Origin of the sequence: Pseudomonas sp. HMSC057H01, assembly GCF_001836405.1 — a bacterium.
Taxonomy (GTDB): domain Bacteria; phylum Pseudomonadota; class Gammaproteobacteria; order Pseudomonadales; family Pseudomonadaceae; genus Pseudomonas; species Pseudomonas aeruginosa.
The window spans coordinates 282,492-300,985 of the sequence record NZ_KV828475.1; the positions used below are offsets into that span (position 1 = coordinate 282,492).

An 18,494-nucleotide genomic window follows, 5' to 3' on the forward strand; every position below is an offset into this window, starting at 1 on the left:
GTGCGCCGGTAGCGCTTTCAGCGAGCGGAGTCGGCCTGGCGGCGGAAACGGCCCGGCGATTCGCCGAAGGCCTGGCGGAAATTGCGGGAAAACGCCGCCTCCGACTGGTAGCCGGTCTCGGCGGCGATATCCAGCAGGCTCTTCTGCGTTTGTCGCAGCAGGCCGCGGGCCTTTTCCATGCGGATGCGGGTCAGCAGGATCCACGGCGAGGTCCCGCCGAGGGCGGAGAAGGCGCGGACGAAACTGGCCCGCGACATCGCCGCCTGCTGGGCAAGCTGTTCCAGGGTCCAGGCATGCTCCGGGCGTTCCAGCATGGCCCGCAGGGCTCGTCCCAGGCGGGCGTCGCCCAGCAGGCCGAACAGGCCGTCGCCCAGCGGTTGGCGGTCCAGGTAGGCGCGCAGGGCCAGGGCGAACAGCGCGGTGGCCAGCGCGTCGATGATCGAGCGGGCGCCGCTGCGGGTGCTCTCGGCTTCCTCGCGCATCAACCCGATCAGCGCGCGCAGGGGCTGCTGGGTCGACTCGTCCATATGCACCAGCAGGCGCTCGGGGAGCGCGCCGAACAGGCTGGCACCGGCGTGATAGCGGTAGCTGCCGCAAAGCATGTCGAGGGCCTCGCCGGGGCCGTTCAACTGGTACAGCGGGATGCTGCCGCGGTGCTCCACGGTGGGTTCGCAGGGTTGCGCCGGGCTGTCGCTGCGCAGGAGGTGCGGGGTGCCGCGTGGCAACAGGATCAGGTCGCCGGGATGCAGGTCGAGGCGAGCGCCATCGAGGAATTCGCAATAGCAGGTGCCGGCCATGACGATATGGAAGGTCGCCTCGCCGGGCACCGCTTGCGGGTGCTCCAGCGCCCAGCTGCCCTGTAGCTGGCAGCGCTGGTCGAGGCGGCCCTGCAGGTTGGCGAGCTGGATGAGCCGGTCGAGTGGGTCCATGGGATGAGCCGATCAGGTCGAAAGTAGAGACGCATGGGCAGGCGGCGCGGTCCAGACTGGTCGAGACTGGTAACCCGACGCGCCACTCCCGGCGCGAAAGCAACGGAGAATATCACCATGCTGAACAACTGGACCGAGTTCGTCCCCGCCGTGAAAAAAGCCTTCGGTGCCCTGGGCAAGCAACACCCGAAGATGCTCGCCGCCTATGGCGCGCTGGAGGAAGCCAGTGCCGAGGGCGCCCTGGATGCCAAGACCCGCGAACTGATCTCCATCGCCGTGGCTATTACCACCCGTTGCGACGGTTGCATCGGCGTGCACACCGAGGCCGCGCTGAAGGCCGGCGCCAGCGAGGCGGAAATCGCCCAGACCCTGGCTACCGCCATCTCCCTGAATGCCGGCGCCGCCTATGTCTATTCGCTGCGCGCGCTGGAAGCCTACGACCAGTTCAAAAAGTGAGGCCGTACAGGCGCTGCAGGTAGAACAGCAACCCCAGCCAGGCCACCAGGGCCAGCCAGCCCAGCCCCAGCAGGCCCTTGCGCAGCAGCGTCGAGGGCCTGCCGTGGAGCAGGTCGACCAGGCTCAGCACGCCGCCGAGCAGCAGCAGGCCGAGCAGCGCCTGGGTGTACTGGGCGAAACTCGGCGACAACGCCTCGTCGCCGTGGGCGGCATAGTTGTACAGGTTCCAGGCGCAGATCAGCGTCGCCGGCAGCAGCGCCAGCAGCGCGCCGAGCCAGCGCCCGCGGACATGCAGGAGGAAGCCCGCGAGCAGGCCGACCAGCCCGGTACCCAGCGGTAGCAGCGCCAGGCCCTGGCTGAGGTAGACCAGGTCGACGCCGTCGGCGAGCGCCATCGGGGTGACGAAACGGTAGCTGCCGCTGGCGCAGAGCAGCACCGAAAGCAGCAACAGGGCGTAGCCCGGCAGGTACGGCCAGAAGGCGGGACGCGGGGGCAGGTCGGACATGGATGTTCCTTGCGGGTTGTCCGCTCGCATGAGCGTAGGCTCAAGCGTACCGCTGCGCGTGACAGGCGGCGAGTACCGTTGCGGTTGAACCCTCCGCGAATGGCGGGAGTCAGTCATAGGGTGACGCGAAAAAACGCCGGCTCACGCGCCGGACACCGTATCGACCCTGGACCAAGGAGTTCCGTTCATGGACCTGATCCGCATCCTCATCGCCATCCTCCTGCCGCCGCTGGGCGTGTTCCTGCAAGTCGGCTTCGGCGGCGCCTTCTGGCTGAACATCCTGCTCACCCTGCTCGGCTACATCCCGGGCATCGTCCACGCGGTGTACATCATCGCCAAGCGTTGAGGCCTCTGCTCAGGCGTAGTTCCATGGTTCCTTCACGGTGAAGTCCCGCCACGGGTCTTCGCCGTGGAAGGGGCCGACATAGAGCACCTCGCCGCCCCGGACGATCCATTCCATACCGTGTTCGCGGTCCCATTCGCAGTTCAGCGACAGGTGGATCACCGCTTCGTCGCCCTGTTCCGGGTCGGGCACGATCAGCTCGCCCGGTTCGATCCGTTCCAGCACCCCGCGCGCCGGCGCGACTTCCTCCGCAGACTCGCCCAGCCGCTCCAGGCGCGCGGCGCGGTAGCGCAGGCTGGCGGCACAAAGCCGCTCGACCACGGCGTCATCCAGTTCGTCGAGGGCTCGGGCGCAGCGCCAGGCGTAGGCGTCGTCGGCCTCGTTCTCGATGAACAGGCTGATGTAGCGCCGGTACAGGCGCCAATACACTTCGCCCATGTTCGCATCGTCCAGGTTGCGGATCAGTTCCATGCGTGGTCTCCCTGTTCAGCAGCGTTCGGTGAGGGCGATGCCACGGCCGTCGCCGAAGCCATCGTGTACGTGCAGCCACAGCGGGATCGGCCAGGCCCAGCCGCCGGCCTTCCACCAGCACTCGGCGAACCAGGCTTGCAGCGTATCGGCGAGCAGATCGACGCCGCCGAAGCCGTCGGCGAAATAGGCTTCGTCGAAATCCGGGGCATGTCCCAGGCCGAGCGCCAGGTCCAGCGTCTTGCCGGGAAACAGGCGCGGGTCGCTGGCGTCCACCCGGTTGCTGGCGCCATTCAGGTACAACCACGCTTCCGCTGCGTCGCGTCCGTCCTCGCCGAGGAACAGTTGGATCTCGCCGTCGCGCAGTCCTTCCTCCAAGGGTTGCCGGAGCAGCTCGCGCAGGTGCTGGATCACGCCCGGCGCGGCGCGTTGCAGGTCGCGGCGGTAGCGCTCGCGGAATTGTTCGGTGCTGAGGCCGAAAGGAATCATGGGCGTTTCTCCGTCATTCGGGCAGGCAGGGCCCGGCTTCCAGCCAGGCCTCCAGGCTGGGTGCCAGGGGTTCGAAGCAGTCCGGGGTCATCGCGCCATGGTCGACCAGGAACAGCGCCTGCCGGTGATCGTCCAGGGCCATCACCACGGCGCGGCCGCCGCTGTCGTCGCCTATGGCCAGGTAGCCGGGGCAGTAGAGAGAGGTTTCGAAGGCCCGGTTGCGTTCCAGCAACTCGTCGGCGGCGTAGAGCAGCAGGCCCGGCTCGACGAGGCGGCCGCCGTGCTGCTCCAGAGCGGCGACGAAGGCAGCCGGCAGCGGTTGTCCGAGCCAGGCCTCTAGGGCATCCAATTCAGGCTTCATCGGGCTCGTCCAGGGCGAACAATGCATGGTGGCGGGCATGGGCCAGCAGGCGTTCGCCCAGCGCGTCGGCCAGGGCGTAGAAGCGCGTGTCCAGCGCATTCAGGGCCGCTTCGCAGTCGCGGTCGGGTTGATCGGCCCAGGTCGGCATGCGCAACTGGCGTTCGGCCTGGGAGACTGGCACCGGAGCGTCGCCGAACAGCAGGGCGGCGGCTCGCTCCAGCAGGGCCAGGGCGTCCTCCGCCTCCAATTCGCGAAGACCCGCGCGCGCCGCCTGGTACTGGTCGCCGGAGGAGTTGCCGAAGTACTGGTCGAAGCCGCCGTTGTGCACTTCGCCGCTGAGCACGCTCACTGCGTAGTAGCTCCGCTCGGCCGGCGACAGCCCGGCGAATCCCTCGCGGCCATCGTAGACGCGACTCACCAGCGCGCTCCAGTACAGCGCCTGCGGACTCGCCAGGTAGCGCCGTCGCTCCGTGTGGAAACGCTTGCCATCCTCGATGTTCTGCCGGTAGCCGCCCTTGCAGGGCATGCACAGTCCGTCGTTCCTCGCCGCCGTGGTCGGGAGAATGAGATGGCCGCAGGCGCGGCAGGGAAGGCGGTCGGTCATGAGCGGTCCTTGCTGGTGGAAGGGGCTCATTATTGCGCAGGATCGTTCAGCTTGAACGACAGTTTGGCTTGCCAGCCTGGCACGGCATTGCCCGCTGGCATGGCCGACCCTCTCTCCCGTCGGGGAGAGGGGCATGAGGACCGGCGCGGAGCGAGAAGCATCACCCCGCGCCAGCCCCCTCAGCTACGACTCACGGAAACGGCCACGTCGGCGACCCCTGGCTCATGTCCAGAAGCTTCACCGTGCTGTATTCGTTGGTCCGGTTGTTGGCATAGAAGAACGCCGGCTGCTCGGCGAAACTGTAGGCCGCCACCTGCGCCTGGGCCGCTGCCGAGGTACGGATGCCCCATAGCGCGAAGGTTGGCCGCTGGTCGCGCTGGGTCAGCCAGGACAGGCCGAGCAACAGGTTGTCGTTGCCGTCCGTGCTGCTGGCATCGCCGCTGTTTCCCGGGCGCTGGGCGTAGGTGCCGTAGCCGAGAGCGGCCTTGCTGGCGTCCCAGTCGGACTTGTCCACCTGGCGCTGGTGCAGGTAGAGCAGGGTCCAGATATCCCAACCCTGCAGCGGATCGTTCTTCAGGTCGGCCCAGTAGTGCACCCACTGGGTATAGAAGGCCATTCGCTCGCCGTTCAGCGCGTAGGTGCCCGGGTCTTCCCACAGGCGCTTGTATACGCCTGCCAGCGGATCGGCCTCGGCGCGCCCGGCGACGATCAGGTTGTAGGCGTTGCGGTAGTTGACCCGCGTATCGTCGAGGTTCTGCCCGAACTCGCGGAGCACGCGCCAGTCCTTGTGCAACGGGAATATCTGGTTGGAGATTTCGCCCGAGCGCCCGCCGTAGACCTTCAGTCGATTCACTTGCAGGTTGTGGCCCAGCTCATGGCTTTCGCCCCAGCCACGCGGGTTCAGGCCCCAGGTCTGGTCGTAGGGGTTGCCGCTGCAACCGCCGCCGCACTGGGCGTACTGGTCGACGTTGATGTGCTGGGTGCCGGGCAGCTTGTGCAGGGTCTCGCTGTCGCAGTCCCAGCCGCGCACCGCGCATTCCTGCTGGATTGCCGGAGTCTTCGCCTGGTTGGGAATGGCGAAGCCGGCCAGGGTGTAGGCGTCGTCGATGAACACCTCGTTCAACTCACGGATGAAGCGCTGGACGTCGCCGCCATAGTCCTTGTCGATCGAGCCACGGACCTTCTCCACCTTGGCGTGGACCTCCACCGAGCCGCTGCGGATCTCCAGCCAGTCGGCCTTGTCGGCGTCCAGCGCCTGGATGAAGTCGGCAATCGCCTGGCTGCTGTCCTCGCCCGGCTGGATGTCGAGGAACGGCTGGCTGGCCGCGCCGGTTACCTTGACGGTTACCGTCTGACCCGGCGTGGCGCCGCTGTAGACCAGTTGCAACAGGCCGCCGTAGGGCGATACCAGCGCCACCGACTGGTTTGCCTGGAGCTTGATGTCCGGGCTCTTGAGGAAGCGCGGGCGGTCATACTGGCGGGTATTCCACAGCCGCGTCGAGCCGATGCGCTGGGTGTTCAGGCCGACCGCCAGGCTGGCCTGGCCAGCGTCTTCGATGCGGATGCTCAGGCGCTTGCCCGGCGCCGCCATGCGGCCGATGGCGGTGAAGCCCTGGGCCGACGGCAAGGTGAGGGTCAGGGTTTCCTCCGAGCCCGATACCGGCATCGACTGTTGGCGCTGGCCGGCGTAGCTGCCCAGTTCCTTCTGCGCCGCGCCGGCCTCGCGCACGTAGCCGACGATGGCGTCGGCGACGAAGGTTTCCTGGAAGCGCGCCGTGTCGGCGGCCTTGTCCATCGGGTAGCGGATGTTCTGCCGCACCGCGTCGGCCCACAGCAGCCAGAGCCGCAGCGAGGTGGTGCCGGGCAGGGCGAAGAGGTTCTGCGCCTTCTGGTTGTAGGCGTCGAGGGCGCCTTTCAATACATCGACGCGCTTGCTGAAGTCGCTCAGTCCCGGCACGTCGTCGCAGGTGGTGCGACCGACGTAGGAGGTGCATTTCGACCAGTCGTAGTCCGTGCGCCAGCTACCGTCGACGATCTGCTGCACCAGCGCCGGGTCCTGGCCATAGGCGCCGCCCAACTCGACCGAACGCGTCCGGGTGCGGCTGGATGGCACCGTGTCCTTGTCCCAGTAGTTGCCGCCGTAGGGGCCTTCCTGCAGGCCCAGGCCGGCGAGGATCTGCTGGCCGGTGCTGCTCTGGTTCCAGCCATTGGTGTGCACGAAGAGGATCGGCAGCCCGGCCTGTAGCCGTGCGCGCACCGTGGCGCTCAGGCTAGCGGCGCTGGCGCCGTTGCCCAGTACCAGCAATTTGCTGGTGCTGGCGCAACTGGCGTCGGTCAGCGCGTTGCAGGCGGCGTCCGCCGGTTGCAGGCCGGCGCTCTTCAGGCCGTTGAGGGTGGCGGTCTTGTCCACCCCGACCACGCTGACCTTGAAGTCCTTCGCAGTGGCCGCGCCCGGGTCGCCGTTCACCAGCCACTGCACCGCCCGCTTCAGCAGCGGCGCGTGGGCGGCATTGGCCCCGCTCAGTTGGGTGAGCACGTTGGTGCCATAGGCCAGCCCGCGGCCGCCGGCCTCCAGGCTCAGGCTGGCGAGCACGCGCCCCTTGTCGCCGATGAGGAAGGGCAGGGTATTGTCCGGGTTGGCCGGCAGGACCCACATGCTGGCGGCGCCAGGATCATAGGCTTGGCTGAGGTTCTGGTAGAGACCGTCGAGCAACTGCGTGCGGGTCTGGCGGATGCGCTCGACCTGCTGCTGCAGGCGGAGGGCGACCAGGTGGCTGTCGGTCAGTTGCGAGGAATCCCCGCTGACCAGTGCCGCATCGAGGATTTCTTCCTGGGTGGCCGCCTGGGCGGACAGCGCGCCAGCCAGGCAGAAACCGGCCAGCAACGCTCGGTGGCGAGGGATGGGTGAGCGACTCATGTTCTCTCCTTGCAGTGAGGGAAATGCAGTGGTGGACAAGCTCACAACTGGCGCTATCGGCCCGTGGAGGGCGGCATATTGTTATGGGTGCGCCGGGTATCGCGTCGAACAGGGAATGGGCCTCGGACAATGCCGGACATACGCATGGGCGATCCGCTGCATCGAACGAGTCAAGGCGAGAGGAGCATGTTGGGAAAGGCGGAAAAACTATCTGTTCTGGTTGTTTTTGAACTGCGTCTGATTATTTGGATTTTATTTTTACCGATTGTTCGAAGCGCTCTGGAATAGGCGCTCCAGCGTTTCCTGTGACGAAACGATCCAGACTTTGGTTAGGGTCTTGGAAAATACCGAGGATGTATTTCCAGAGCTGTCGATCGAGTTGGAAGTTACAGTTTCATGAAGGTTTAAGTGCTTCGAAGTTACCGCGTTGGCGATGGAATCGATATCGTCCGGTAGTGCCTTCGGAAGTGCCTGATAAGTGCCTTCCCACGCTCAGGCGGCGAGCAGAGCGCCACGTCCATCGGATTCCGCTCCGCCAGCGCCAGTTCGCCTTCGCCGAAACTTGCGCTGCTGCCGCCGACACCCTGCGATTGATCGCGCAGTGGCGGGCGATTCATGCCAAAGCCTGTGACCTGCAGCACGGCTCGCCGGTGCAACGGTAGAGACCTATCGGCAGGTGCTGGAAACCTGCCGTTTCCAGCACGAAGATGCCGTAGGGTGAGAAAAATACGTGGTCGATCTGTGTCGTGCCGTCCGGCGTGTTCAGGGTGACGTTGTGCAGGCGGCGGTAGGTTTGCCTGTCCAGCTGCCAATGGGCGAACAGGCGCACCAGCAGTTCACCGATCTGCCCCTTGGCCCAAGGCGATTTGAGCAGGCCGATCAGCAGGGCTGCCGGGATAAACCAGGTCAGCATGCCCCAGACCTGGGCGACTATCGGGCTGTAATCCACTTTCTTCCTTGAGCCGAGCTGCTTAATGGAGAGGCGACCATTGTCCTATGGCGCGATGACGCATCAAGGGCTGAGGAGCCAGGTGCAGGCGCTCAGCGTGCTATCTGGTAACGGGTGCTACGCCCTCCGCCGGGCAGTCGCTCGATGCAGCCCTTTTCCAGCAGGTCGCTCAAGTGACGGGTCGCGGTGGCTTTGGAAACCTTGGCCACAGCTTGGTATTGCGCCGCACTGATGCCGTCCTCGAACCCCCTTTCGCCGCCATCGAGCAGGCGGTTAAGCACTTTGATCTGCTCCGCCGATAGCGTTTGGCTGCGATGTGCCTGCCAGAAGCGCGCCTTGACCAGCACGCGGTCTATACGGGCAAGGGCTTGCTCCAGGCTCTTGAGCAAGGTTTCGAGAAACCACTGCAGCCACTTGGTGATATCCAGCCCGCCTTTCTGACTGGCTTCTAGGATGCGGTAATAGCCGGCGCGGTCGTCGAGGATGCTCGCAGACATGGCGTAGAAGCGAATGGCTTGCTGCTCGCCCTGAGCCAATGCCAGATCGGTGATAGCGCGGGTGAGGCGACCGTTGCCGTCGTCGAAGGGATGCAGGGTCACGAACCAGAAATGTGCGATACCGGCGCGCAGAAAGGGGTCGAGGCTGGCATCGCTGCGGCTGCTTTCGAACCAGGCGAGAAAGTCCGCCAGTTGCGCTTCCAACCCTGCGCGGGGAGGGGCTTCGAAATATACGGTAGGGCGGTCTATCCGACCCGAAACTACCTGCATGGGCTCTTCGCCGCGCAGTGCGCCGATGTGTAGTGGTCGAGCCAGAAGTTGGTCATCGGTGGGGAATAACCAACTGTGCCAGGTGAACAGTCGCTGTTCGTCTAGCGGCTCTTGATGTGCGTGGGTGGCATCGAGCAGCAGTTCCGCCAGGCCTTCGGAGCGAGAGGTGGTTCGACCTTCTTCGTGCAATCCCAGTCGCCGTGCCAGTGATGAGCGCACCGAACCGACATTCAGTTGCTCTCCCTCAATGGCTGAAGAGGTGACGATGTTCTGCAGCATGGCATCCAGGCTGCTCTGCACTTCGGTGTCACTCCCCACGGCACCGAGCATTCCTAACAAACGACCCTGAGCCTGGCTACAGGAGCGCAGCAGTGGTGCAAGCGCTTCGGCTTGCCAGTTGAACTGCGGCCAGTCGGGCTGCTGCCAGATCCAGAGTGGGTCGTTCATAAGGGATATTCATGAGCTGATTAGAGAGCCTATTCGGCTCATTTTGTGAGCCGATAATGCCAACTATTCGGCTCACTGTCTAATTCTCAAGCTGGGTTGATAGCTTGATGAGCATGCCTGTTCAGGTTGACTGAGTCAGCTAAAGCGCCTGTTTCAGCACGTCAAAAACCTTGTGGATAGAGGTCGGCCGTACCCCTTGGGCATCGATAAAATTTGATGCAGGGACATGTAGCTCTCGGGCTACAAAATGGGGGCAGGTCACATGCGCTCGGAGCCGCAGTGCTGGATGTACACGCCGCGTACCATCTCGTCTTCGGTGCGGCGTGCCCAGTCTTCGGCGTCGCGCTTGGTGCGGAAGGTTTTTCGTTGGTCGGCCAATCCGTTTTGCGGACCACGGGAAGGAGGGGCGATTGTTGCCATCAGATAAGGACTCCAAAGGCAGACTGGCGAACCAGTACTGTACCGATTTTGTACCTTTTGGCCATGGAGCCGTTTATGAGGCCACTACCCTAGAAAGCGCAAAGCCGCGCAATGCGCGGCTTTGAAGGTGGTGGGCCCACACGGACTCGAACCGTGGACCAAAGGATTATGAGTCCTCTGCTCTAACCGACTGAGCTATAGGCCCCCAGAGTCGGGTGGGGATGGGCCATTGCTGGCCCATCCCCCCCTAAGAACCGTACGTGCGCCTTTCAACGCATACGGCTCAAGCCTTTCAAAGCCCCCTAACGGGCCGGCTTGCTTACTGTCAGACCACGAGCATGGAGTTGCTGGTGGCAAGCGGGGTGCAATAGTACCCGGTTCTCCAGGGAGTCTCCACCGCCTTGTGAGCGATAGAGGATGTGGTGGTCGTGCCACCCGGTTTCCCTGGTTATCGGTTGGTTGCAGAGCGAGCAGAGCCCCTTCTGGGAGAGGTATAGGTTTCTGATCTGAGTTCGGTACTTCAGCTTTTTCAACATCCGTTCCGTTCGCAGTTTTTCACCTATTGCTTCCATGGCTGGATCGTAGGGGTTGTATTCCCCACTCACCTTCCTATGTCGCTCAATCGGCGTGCTCGCCAGCGAGTACAGCGCGACCTCCCGTTTCTTACCGTTGCTTTCCAGCACCGTGGTAGCGAACACCCAAGTCTTGTCCCCGTGAATCCGGAAATATCGCCTCCTGATCCAATCCAGTGACTTGTTCGGGTGCCGCCGTTTCGCCCAACGCCAGAGCTTGAGAAACACTCTGTTGTCCATGCGGCTGAACGTTTGCTTGGCAACCACTGGCTGGTGATACAGCGCCCAGCCGCGCAGAATCGGATTCAGCGTTCGGATCAAGTCCTCTTGCCTTGCCGTCCTGCTGGTTTCGATGACCTCCTTCACCTTGCCGTAGAACGCTTTCGCGTTCTTCTGGCTGGGTTTGATCAGAAGCTTCCCGTTGTACTTGCGGAAGTTCCAACCGAGGAAGTCGAAGCCCTGATCTATGTGGGCGATCCGCGTTTTCTCCAGAGAGAGCTGCAGCCCGCGTACCGCCAGGAACTGCTCTACCCAGGGTTTGACTTCTTTCTCCAGTACCTCGGGAGAGACACCGGTGATGACGAAGTCGTCCGCATAGCGCACCACATTGAGTTTCAGCTTCTTCGCCCTTGTCACGCCCAGGTGTCGCTTGAGCTGTGATTCCAGGCCATCGAGCACCATGTTTGCCAAAGTAGGCGAGATGATTCCGCCTTGAGGTGTTCCAGCATCCGTTGCCTGGAGCTGGCCTTTGTGGATCACGCCGGCCTTCAACCATTTCCGGAGGATCACCTTGTCCGTGGGGACATGGTTCAGTAGCCAGTCATGATTGATGTGGTCAAAACACCCTTGTATGTCCGCCTCCAGTATCCATTGGGCCGAAGCCTTTCCGGATAGGCAAACGAACAACTGGGACATTGCATCCGCCGTGGATCGCTCGATCCTGAAGCCATAGCTGTTCGGATCGCCGGTGGTTTCTGCAATGGGCGACAGAGCGAGCAGGTAGAGTGCCTGCATTGCCCTGTCAGTCATGGTCGGGATACCCAGGGGGCGCTCCTTTCCGTTCGACTTCGGGATGAACACTCGCCGTAGAGGCCGAGGTTGGTACCCGCGCCTTTTCAACCCTTGTGCCGCTTTCCACTTGGTGTCAGGCGTATCCCAGAGCACGCGGTCGACTCCCGCCGTGCGCTTGCCCTGGTTTTCAGTGACTCTCCGTACAGCCAGGTACCTGGCCGACGTCGAGCGGGTCAGCATCCGTTGTAGGGCCTTCACCCTGCGCCATTTGCCTTCCCGACAAGCCTTCGCAATCCGTACCTGCATTCCCCGGACATTCCGCTGGACCCGACACCAGTCGATGTCGTGCCACTGCTGCGGAGCGCCGGAAAGCGCAGACCCGGCCGATGGGCTGAGTTCTTTCATGCTGCTTTCCTCTCATGATGGTTAGTCCACCCGAGCGGAAGGCGCACGCCGGTCCCTGACGGGATGCGCGCACCCCGCCAAGGTTGGTTTGTGTGGGCTCGATGTTGCTGAGCCCTGGGTTCATTGAGACAGGTTCAATCAGAGTTCTTGCGACGAAAGACCACGCAGAAGTCTGCCCGGTTTCCCGTGGGGTGATGTTCCAACCCCTATCCAGACGATTACAGCCTGGCGTTCGCTTTCTCTGCGATCCCATACCCGCACCGCCAACAGTTCGCCTTACGGCTCCCCTGCCCCGAGGGCGGCGATACGGGCTTACCACGTTCCCTGACTGTCACACGACTGGGTTAGGACCTGCCTTTTCACCGGTGGTCTGAAGGCGACGTATCTCCACGACCTACGGAGATAACCGACCACGTACCTTTTGGTTCGAGCCTGTCAGCAGCTTTGGCTCGTCAATCCTTACGGTGTTTATCAGCAGTTCACCTAGGTTGCCCGTACCAGTCAGCCTAGCGCCTTGGGTCGGTGCTACTCCGACCCTCTGCGGTTCACCTCACGGTGAATTCGCACCCTCGCGGGGGCTACGTTGTCGGGAAAGCTTCGCACCCTGCCGTTACCAGCAACGCACGTTTCCCTAGGCTACCGTTGGTCGCACAACGAGTCCGCTGCCACTCCATACAAGCAGTGGTTGGACAATGACAGACAGAGCTTTCGCTCATGTCTCCTTTGGGGAAGGGAGAACAGGGACGACCTGCTGGCCGCCAGTTCCTGATTTATTACCTCCTGTTTCAAATTACGCAGGAGGTGACCCCAGCGGGGATCGACTCTCCCGCAGGGGTTGGTTTTAGGATGCGCTCCAAGACCGGTGTTCTGGTCCTGCGGTCGTGCTGCCGAGAGCTCAACGACCTTGGGTTTTTATTGCCACCGCCGCTGCGGCAAGTCCTTGAAGGCAAAAGACTTCTGGGCGAGTTTTGGTTCCCGGGGATGGATACCCAAGCGTTCGATTTCCTTGCGGAAATCCCCCAAGCTGACCCTACAGCTTGGAGACGGAGACACGCCACGCGTGTCGCACAGGTCGGCGGATTATACCGGCGCTTCTCGGGGAGCGCCAATCGGCTGGCGCGGTTTGAGGAATTTGCTGGCGAACAGCTCGGCCGGCAGCGGCGGGCTGAGGACGAAGCCCTGGATCTGCTCGCAGCCTTCGTGGGTGAGGAAGCTCTGCTGGCCTTCGGTTTCCACGCCTTCGGCGATCACCGTGAGCTGCATGCTGCGGCCGAGGGCGATGATGGCGCGGGTGATGGCGGCATCGTGGGGATCGTCGGGGAGGCCGCGGATGAACGACTTGTCGATCTTCAGGATGTCCAGCGGCAGGCGCTTGAGGTAGCTGAGCGAGGAGTAGCCGGTGCCGAAGTCGTCGATCGCCAGCTGTACGCCGAGGCGCTTGAGGCCGTGGAGGACGGCGAGGGCCTCCTCGGTCTGGTTCATGATGAAGCTCTCGGTGATTTCCAGTTGCAGCCGCGACGGTTCCAGGCCGGACTGCTCCAGCAGTTGCTCGAGGCGTTCGATCAGTTGCGGCTGGCCGAGCTGGGCGCCGGCGAGGTTGACCGACAGCGGGCCGAACGGCGCGTGCAGCTTTTGCCATTCGCCCATCTGCTGGCAGGCGTGTCCCAGCACCCAGTCGCCGAGGGGCAGGATCAGGCCGCAATCCTCGGCGAGGGGGATGAAGCGCTCCGGGGAAATTTCCCCGAACAGCGGATGGTACCAGCGCACCAGTGCCTCGGCGCCGACCAGCAGGCCACTCTCCAGGCTCAGCTTGGGTTGGTAGTAGAGCTGCAACTCGTCGCGCTCGAGGGCGCGGCGCAGTTCGGTTTCCAGCGCCATGCGCTCGGTGGCCAGGTAGGTCAGTTCGCGGGTGTAGTACTCGATGCGGCTGCGGCCCCGCGACTTGGCGCGGTACATGGCGGCGTCGGCGTTCTTCACCAGGGTCGGGGCGTCGTCGCCGTCCTTGGGGAACAGGGCGATGCCGACGCTGGCGCTGACGAAGAATTCATGACCTTCGGCCTGGAACGGCGCGGTGAAGGCATTCAGCAGCTTGCGCGCGACGTGCTCGGCGTCGCTTTCCTGGTGCAGGCCTGGGAGCAGGATGATGAATTCGTCGCCCCCCAGGCGGGCCACGGTATCGACGTCGCGCAACTGGTCGCGCAGGCGTTCGGCGATGGCCTTGAGCAGCAGGTCGCCGATGGGATGGCCGAGGCTGTCGTTGATGTGCTTGAAGCGGTCCAGGTCGATGAACAGCACGGCGCCGGGACGGCTCTCTTCGCGGGCCTCGTCGAGGGCGTGATTGAGCCGGCTCTCGAACAGCAGGCGATTGGGCAGGCCGGTGAGCGGATCGTGGTGGGCCTGGTAGTCGAGCCGGGCCTGGGCGTACTTGAGGGTGGAGATATCGGCGAAGACGCCGACGAAGTGGGTGATCTCGCCCTGCGGATTGTGTACCGCGCTGATGGTCAGCCATTCGGGGTACAGCTCGCCGGTCTTGCGTCGGTTCCAGATCTCGCCCTGCCAGTGCCCGTCGCGTTCCAACTGGTTCCACATGGCGAGGTAGAAGCTGGAGTCGTGTTGTCCGGAGGAGAGCAGGCTGGGCGAGCGTCCCAGCGCCTCCTGCTCGCTGTAGCCGGTGATCTCGCTGAAGGCGCGGTTGACCGCGGTGATGCGTTGGCGGGTATCGGTGATCATCACGCCTTCGGCGGTGCTTTCGAAGACGGTGGCGGCCTGCTGCAGCTTCTCCTGCATGAGCTGGCGCTCGGTGATATCGCGGGCGATGGTCAGCACGCAGTCCTCGCCATCGATGCTGATCCGGTGGGCGGACATCTCGCACTGGCGGATGCCACCGTTGCGGTCCCGTACAGGGGCGGTGAAGCCCTGGGTCAGGGTGTGGTGGCGTACCAGCGAGATCAGGCGCTTGCGGTCCTCGGTGTCGACCCACAGGCCGAGTTCGAGCGTGGAGCGGGAGATGACCTCGTCGCGGCGGTAGCCGGTGAGACGGGTGAAGCCTTCGTTCACGTCGATCAGCGTGCCGTCTTCGAGGCGGCTGATCAGCAGACCGTCGGGGTAGGCATGGAAGGCGTTGGCGAACTTCTCCTCGGAGATCCGCAGCAGTTCCTGGGTCTCCACCAGGTGGGTGATGTCGCGGATCACCACCACCAGCGCCGGTGTCTGGTCGAGGGCCACGTGCTGGGCGCTGAGCAGCGCGCTGAAGGTACTGCCATTGCGGCGCCGCAGGGGCACCTCGAGGTTGGTCAGGTTGCCGTGGCCGAGCTTTTCCAGGACCTGCGGGCCCAGGCCGGGGAGTGCCCAGATGCCCAGTTCGGTGGCGGTCTTGCCGATGGCGTCGTCGGCGGCGATGCCGATCTGCTGCTCGAAGGTGTTGTTCACCGCGAGGAAGCGGCCGTCGGCGCCATTGGCCAGTACCACCATGTCCGGACAGTGGTGGAACACCGAAGCGAACTTCTGTTCGGACAGGCGCATGGCCTGCTCGGTGAGCTTGGCCTCGGTGATGTCGATCATCAGACCGCGCAGGAGCAGGTCCCGGCCTTGCGCGATCGGGGTGACCAGATCGCGAATCCAGACCACCCGGCCGTCGGCGGCGAGCATCCGGTAGTCGAAGCTGTGGTCGCGTCCGGCCTGGCTTTCGCTCATGCAGTAGTGGATGGCGTACTCGGCGTCCATGGGGTGCAGGGTCCGCTGCCAGAAGCCCGGCTGCAGCCATTCGCCGAGGGGATAGCCGAGCAGGCGTTCGGCGTGGGGCGAGACGTAGGTGAAGCGGTTCTCCTCGAGGCGCATTTCCCAGGCAATGGCATTCAGGCTTTCCACCAGTCCCCGGTAGTGCTGTTCGCTGTCGCGCAGTTCGCGCTCCAATTGCCGCCGGCGACTCACCTCGCGGCGCAGGCGGCGGTTCATGGCCAGCAGTATGGCGACCGAGACCAGGATCAGCAGGACGATGGGAAGGCCGTAGGTCGCCATCTCGCGCCAGGCCGGACGTCGGTCGAGCAGGCCGCCGACCCAGGGGGCCTGGAGTCGCTCGATCTCCTCGGCGCTGAGGTCGGCGAGGACCTTGTCGACGATCCCGGCGAGGATCGGTTGTCCGCGCGGCACGGCCATCGCCAGTTGGTAGCGGTATGGCGTCTCGCCGCTGATCTCCAGGCCGTTGAGCTTGAGCTGGCGGAGGTTCCATACGCTGGAGGCGAAGTCGCCGACGAAGGCGTCGGCCTGGCCGGTGGCCAGCGCCTGCAGGGCTGCCGCTACCGAAGGCAGCGGCAGCAGGGTGAGGTCGGGATGCTGGGCGATCAGCAGTTCGTGAGGAGCATAGTGGTCGACCACCGCGACCTTGAGTCCGTAGAGCTCGTCGATGCGCTTCGGCATCGGGCCGTTCTTGCGTGCCAGGATGATGATCGGGAAGTCCAGGTAGGGCCGGGTGAAGCTCAGATACTCCTGGCGCTCCGGGGTAGCCATGATGCCGGGCAGCAGGTCCAGCCGACCGTCCTTGGCCTGCTCCAGGACCTGCGTCCAGGTCTTCGGTTCGACAGGCGTCAGGCTGACGCCCAGGCGTTCCTGCAGCAGGCTGACGTAGCCGGCGGCGAGTCCCTGGTAGCGGCCCTGTTCGTCGCGGAACTCGAATGGCGGCCAGGAGGTGTCCACGCCCAGGCGGATGCTCGGGTGCTCGGCCAGCCAGGCCCGTTCCTCGGGCGTGAGCGTGAGGGCGCCGGCCAGCCCCGGCCAGCAGCAGGCCAGACACAGGAGAAGCACGGCCTGCAGACGCTGCATGAGGCGGTCTCGCGGTGGACGGGAATATAAGCGGAAGTGTAGACGCCGGGCGGCGGGGCAAGCGGCAAAGAAAAACCCCCGGTTTTTCAGGCCGGGGGTTCGTTCGTCACTCGTCGAGGAAGGAGCGCAGGTGCTCGCTTCGCGACGGATGGCGCAGCTTGCGCAACGCCTTGGCTTCGATCTGGCGGATCCGCTCGCGGGTCACATCGAACTGCTTGCCGACTTCCTCGAGGGTGTGGTCGGTGTTCATGTCGATGCCGAAGCGCATGCGCAGCACCTTGGCTTCCCGGGCAGTGAGGCCGGCGAGGACTTCGCGGGTGGATTCCTTGAGGCTCTCGCTGGTCGCCATCTCGATCGGCGACTGCATGGTGGAGTCCTCGATGAAATCGCCCAGGTGCGAATCTTCGTCGTCACCGATCGGGGTTTCCATGGAGATCGGCTCTTTGGCGATCTTCAGTACCTTGCGGATCTTGTCCTCAGGCATGTCCATGCGCTCGCCAAGCTCTTCCGGGGTGGGCTCGCGACCCATTTCCTGGAGCATCTGGCGGGAGATGCGGTTGAGCTTGTTGATCGTCTCGATCATGTGCACCGGGATGCGGATGGTGCGTGCCTGGTCGGCGATCGAACGGGTGATCGCCTGGCGAATCCACCAGGTGGCGTAGGTAGAGAATTTGTAGCCACGACGGTATTCGAACTTGTCCACCGCCTTCATCAGGCCGATGTTGCCTTCCTGGATCAGGTCGAGGAATTGCAGGCCGCGGTTGGTGTACTTCTTGGCGATGGAAATCACCAGGCGCAGGTTGGCCTCGACCATTTCCTTCTTCGCCCGGCGAGCCTTGGCTTCGCCGATCGACATCGCGCGGTTGATTTCCTTGATCTCGGCGACGGTCAGCTCGACCTCGCTTTCCAGGGCCGCCAGCTTCTGCTGGTTGCGCAGGATGTCGTCGCGCAGGCGCTCGATGGCCTCGGCGTACTTCGGCTTGCTCTTCAGGACGCTGTCGACCCACTTCTCGTCGGTCTCGTGGTTCGGGAACAGGCGCAGGAAGTCGGCACGCGGCATGCGCGCGTCACGCACGCAGAGTTGCATGATGGCGCGTTCCTGGGCGCGTACGCCTTCCAGGGCGGAGCGCACGCGGGCGACCAGGGCGTCGAACTGCTTGGGCACCAGCTTGATCGGCATGAACAGCTCGGCCAAGCCGGTGAGTTCGGCGGTGGCCTGCTTGCTGCCGCGACCGTGCTTCTTCAGGGCCTTCTTGGCCTTGTCGAGCTGCTCGGAGACCGCGGTGAAACGCAGGCGGGCTTCTTCCGGATCCGGACCGCCGTCGCCTTCGTCGTCGCTGTCGCTGCTGTCGTCGCTTTCTTCTTCCTCGTCGTCCTTCTCTTTCGAGTCGGCGGAATCGTCCTTCAGGTTGACCGGCTCCACCTCTTCGGCGGGCAGGCTGCCGTCATCGGGATCGATATAGCCGCTGAGGACGTCGGAGAGGCGACCGCCTTCGGCGACGATGCGATTGTAGTCGGCCAGGATGCTGTCCACCGTGCCCGGGAACTGGGCGATGGCGCTCATCACTTCGCGGATGCCTTCCTCGATGCGCTTGGCGATTTCGATCTCGCCTTCGCGGGTCAGCAGTTCCACGGTACCCATTTCACGCATGTACATGCGCACCGGGTCGGTGGTGCGACCGATGTCGCTTTCCACCGCGGCCAGGGCCGCTGCGGCTTCTTCCGCTGCGGCTTCGTCGGTATCCGCCTCGGCCAGCAACAGGGCATCCGCATCCGGGGCTGTCTCGAATACGTTGATCCCCATGTCGTTGATCATGCGGATGATGTCTTCCACCTGTTCCGGATCGGAAATATCCTCCGGCAGGTGGTCGTTGACCTCCGCGTAAGTCAGGTATCCCTGCTCACGGCCTCGGGCGATCAACTCTTTCAGACGAGATTGCTGTTGCGCTTTTCCGGACATAACACCCTATCCACTGAAGGTCTTGGCGGGCAAAAAATAAGCAGAGGATTATACCTGATGCCTGGGCTGAGGC

The 18,494-nt window shown here is 64.0% G+C and carries 15 protein-coding genes, 1 tRNA gene and 1 pseudogene; 3 read left to right on the plus strand and 14 right to left on the minus strand.

Translation table 11 applies throughout. The features are described 5' to 3' along the window. Nucleotides 1-17: 17 nt before the first annotated feature. The gene (locus HMPREF2581_RS16800) at nt 18-929 is read right to left on the minus strand and encodes an AraC family transcriptional regulator (protein ID WP_003137339.1); all 912 of its coding nucleotides are present in this window, start codon (nt 927-929) and stop codon (nt 18-20) included. Between the two features lie 117 nt (nt 930-1,046). Between HMPREF2581_RS16800 and HMPREF2581_RS16805 the strand changes: the two genes are divergently transcribed. Then, nucleotides 1,047-1,385, plus strand: coding sequence for a carboxymuconolactone decarboxylase family protein (locus HMPREF2581_RS16805; RefSeq protein ID WP_003084980.1), 339 nt, complete (start codon nt 1,047-1,049; stop codon nt 1,383-1,385). On the opposite strand, the gene HMPREF2581_RS16810 is transcribed toward HMPREF2581_RS16805, so the two are convergent. Next, complete coding sequence (locus HMPREF2581_RS16810) at nt 1,375-1,890, minus strand: hypothetical protein (RefSeq protein WP_003117947.1); 516 nt, start codon at nt 1,888-1,890, stop codon at nt 1,375-1,377. The genes HMPREF2581_RS16805 and HMPREF2581_RS16810 overlap by 11 nt on opposite strands. A gap of 187 nt (nt 1,891-2,077) precedes the next feature. Here HMPREF2581_RS16810 and HMPREF2581_RS16815 point away from each other — a divergent pair, with 187 nt between their 5' ends. Beyond that, on the plus strand, nt 2,078-2,236 hold the full coding sequence (locus HMPREF2581_RS16815) for a YqaE/Pmp3 family membrane protein (RefSeq protein ID WP_003084988.1): 159 nt from the start codon (nt 2,078-2,080) through the stop codon (nt 2,234-2,236). A gap of 9 nt (nt 2,237-2,245) precedes the next feature. Here HMPREF2581_RS16815 and HMPREF2581_RS16820 read toward each other — a convergent pair whose 3' ends face one another. From HMPREF2581_RS16820 to impA, 5 genes are all read right to left on the minus strand, one after another. Next, nucleotides 2,246-2,704 carry a DUF6985 domain-containing protein gene (locus HMPREF2581_RS16820; protein WP_003084991.1) on the minus strand — a complete coding sequence of 153 codons (459 nt, stop codon included), beginning with the start codon at nt 2,702-2,704 and terminating at the stop codon, nt 2,246-2,248. Between the two features lie 15 nt (nt 2,705-2,719). Beyond that, nucleotides 2,720-3,190: a hypothetical protein gene (locus tag HMPREF2581_RS16825; RefSeq protein WP_003137342.1), complete on the minus strand. Its 471-nt coding sequence runs from the start codon at nt 3,188-3,190 to the stop codon at nt 2,720-2,722. Between the two features lie 13 nt (nt 3,191-3,203). Then, the gene (locus HMPREF2581_RS16830) at nt 3,204-3,551 is read right to left on the minus strand and encodes an SMI1/KNR4 family protein (protein WP_003137344.1); all 348 of its coding nucleotides are present in this window, start codon (nt 3,549-3,551) and stop codon (nt 3,204-3,206) included. Then, a complete protein-coding gene (locus tag HMPREF2581_RS16835; protein ID WP_003137346.1) occupies nt 3,541-4,155 on the minus strand; it encodes a DMP19 family protein in 615 nt (204 codons plus the stop codon). Before HMPREF2581_RS16835 ends, HMPREF2581_RS16830 begins: the two co-directional genes overlap by 11 nt. Before the next feature lie 190 nt (nt 4,156-4,345). Beyond that, nucleotides 4,346-7,117 (minus strand): ImpA family metalloprotease, encoded by a 2,772-nt coding sequence (gene impA / locus HMPREF2581_RS16840; protein ID WP_003137348.1) that lies wholly within the window; start codon nt 7,115-7,117, stop codon nt 4,346-4,348. A gap of 99 nt (nt 7,118-7,216) precedes the next feature. Here impA and HMPREF2581_RS33205 point away from each other — a divergent pair, with 99 nt between their 5' ends. Further along, nucleotides 7,217-7,360, plus strand: a complete 144-nt coding sequence (locus HMPREF2581_RS33205; protein WP_003085001.1) for a hypothetical protein — start codon at nt 7,217-7,219, stop codon at nt 7,358-7,360. A gap of 325 nt (nt 7,361-7,685) precedes the next feature. On the opposite strand, the gene HMPREF2581_RS16845 is transcribed toward HMPREF2581_RS33205, so the two are convergent. The 7 genes and pseudogenes from HMPREF2581_RS16845 to rpoD all read right to left on the minus strand — a co-directional run bounded on the left by HMPREF2581_RS16845 (nt 7,686) and on the right by rpoD (nt 18,421). Next, nucleotides 7,686-8,021, minus strand: coding sequence for a nuclease-related domain-containing protein (locus HMPREF2581_RS16845; RefSeq protein ID WP_003137350.1), 336 nt, complete (start codon nt 8,019-8,021; stop codon nt 7,686-7,688). 92 nt (nt 8,022-8,113) lie between these two features. Then, nucleotides 8,114-9,235 carry a Fic family protein gene (locus HMPREF2581_RS16850; protein WP_003137352.1) on the minus strand — a complete coding sequence of 374 codons (1,122 nt, stop codon included), beginning with the start codon at nt 9,233-9,235 and terminating at the stop codon, nt 8,114-8,116. A 261-nt stretch (nt 9,236-9,496) separates the two neighbouring features. Beyond that, nucleotides 9,497-9,630 (minus strand): annotated as a pseudogene (locus tag HMPREF2581_RS32210) (integrase); the annotation flags it as partial. A 153-nt stretch (nt 9,631-9,783) separates the two neighbouring features. Next, a tRNA-Ile gene (locus HMPREF2581_RS16855) sits at nt 9,784-9,860 on the minus strand. A 97-nt stretch (nt 9,861-9,957) separates the two neighbouring features. Then, entirely contained in the window at nt 9,958-11,643 is a 1,686-nt protein-coding gene (gene ltrA, locus HMPREF2581_RS16860; protein WP_003099598.1) for a group II intron reverse transcriptase/maturase, read from the minus strand. A gap of 1,080 nt (nt 11,644-12,723) precedes the next feature. After that, nucleotides 12,724-16,461 (minus strand): bifunctional diguanylate cyclase/phosphodiesterase, encoded by a 3,738-nt coding sequence (locus tag HMPREF2581_RS16865; RefSeq protein ID WP_003137355.1) that lies wholly within the window; start codon nt 16,459-16,461, stop codon nt 12,724-12,726. Nucleotides 16,462-16,567: 106 nt separating this feature from the next. Beyond that, a complete protein-coding gene (gene rpoD / locus HMPREF2581_RS16870) occupies nt 16,568-18,421 on the minus strand; it encodes an RNA polymerase sigma factor RpoD (protein ID WP_003085035.1) in 1,854 nt (617 codons plus the stop codon). Between the last annotated feature and the right edge of the window lie 73 nt (nt 18,422-18,494).

Coding starts and splice junctions, on each gene's coding strand:
- HMPREF2581_RS16810 (WP_003117947.1), bottom strand. CDS start 1,890: ATGTCCGACCTGCCCCCGCGTCCCGCCTTCTGGCCGTACCTGCCGGGC.
- ltrA (WP_003099598.1), bottom strand. CDS start 11,643: ATGAAAGAACTCAGCCCATCGGCCGGGTCTGCGCTTTCCGGCGCTCCG.
- HMPREF2581_RS16865 (WP_003137355.1), bottom strand. CDS start 16,461: ATGCAGCGTCTGCAGGCCGTGCTTCTCCTGTGTCTGGCCTGCTGCTGG.
- rpoD (WP_003085035.1), bottom strand. CDS start 18,421: ATGTCCGGAAAAGCGCAACAGCAATCTCGTCTGAAAGAGTTGATCGCC.
- HMPREF2581_RS16815 (WP_003084988.1), top strand. CDS start 2,078: ATGGACCTGATCCGCATCCTCATCGCCATCCTCCTGCCGCCGCTGGGC.
- HMPREF2581_RS33205 (WP_003085001.1), top strand. CDS start 7,217: ATGGGCGATCCGCTGCATCGAACGAGTCAAGGCGAGAGGAGCATGTTG.
- HMPREF2581_RS16825 (WP_003137342.1), bottom strand. CDS start 3,190: ATGATTCCTTTCGGCCTCAGCACCGAACAATTCCGCGAGCGCTACCGC.
- HMPREF2581_RS16800 (WP_003137339.1), bottom strand. CDS start 929: ATGGACCCACTCGACCGGCTCATCCAGCTCGCCAACCTGCAGGGCCGC.
- HMPREF2581_RS16820 (WP_003084991.1), bottom strand. CDS start 2,704: ATGGAACTGATCCGCAACCTGGACGATGCGAACATGGGCGAAGTGTAT.
- HMPREF2581_RS16850 (WP_003137352.1), bottom strand. CDS start 9,235: ATGAACGACCCACTCTGGATCTGGCAGCAGCCCGACTGGCCGCAGTTC.
- HMPREF2581_RS16830 (WP_003137344.1), bottom strand. CDS start 3,551: ATGAAGCCTGAATTGGATGCCCTAGAGGCCTGGCTCGGACAACCGCTG.
- HMPREF2581_RS16805 (WP_003084980.1), top strand. CDS start 1,047: ATGCTGAACAACTGGACCGAGTTCGTCCCCGCCGTGAAAAAAGCCTTC.
- HMPREF2581_RS16835 (WP_003137346.1), bottom strand. CDS start 4,155: ATGACCGACCGCCTTCCCTGCCGCGCCTGCGGCCATCTCATTCTCCCG.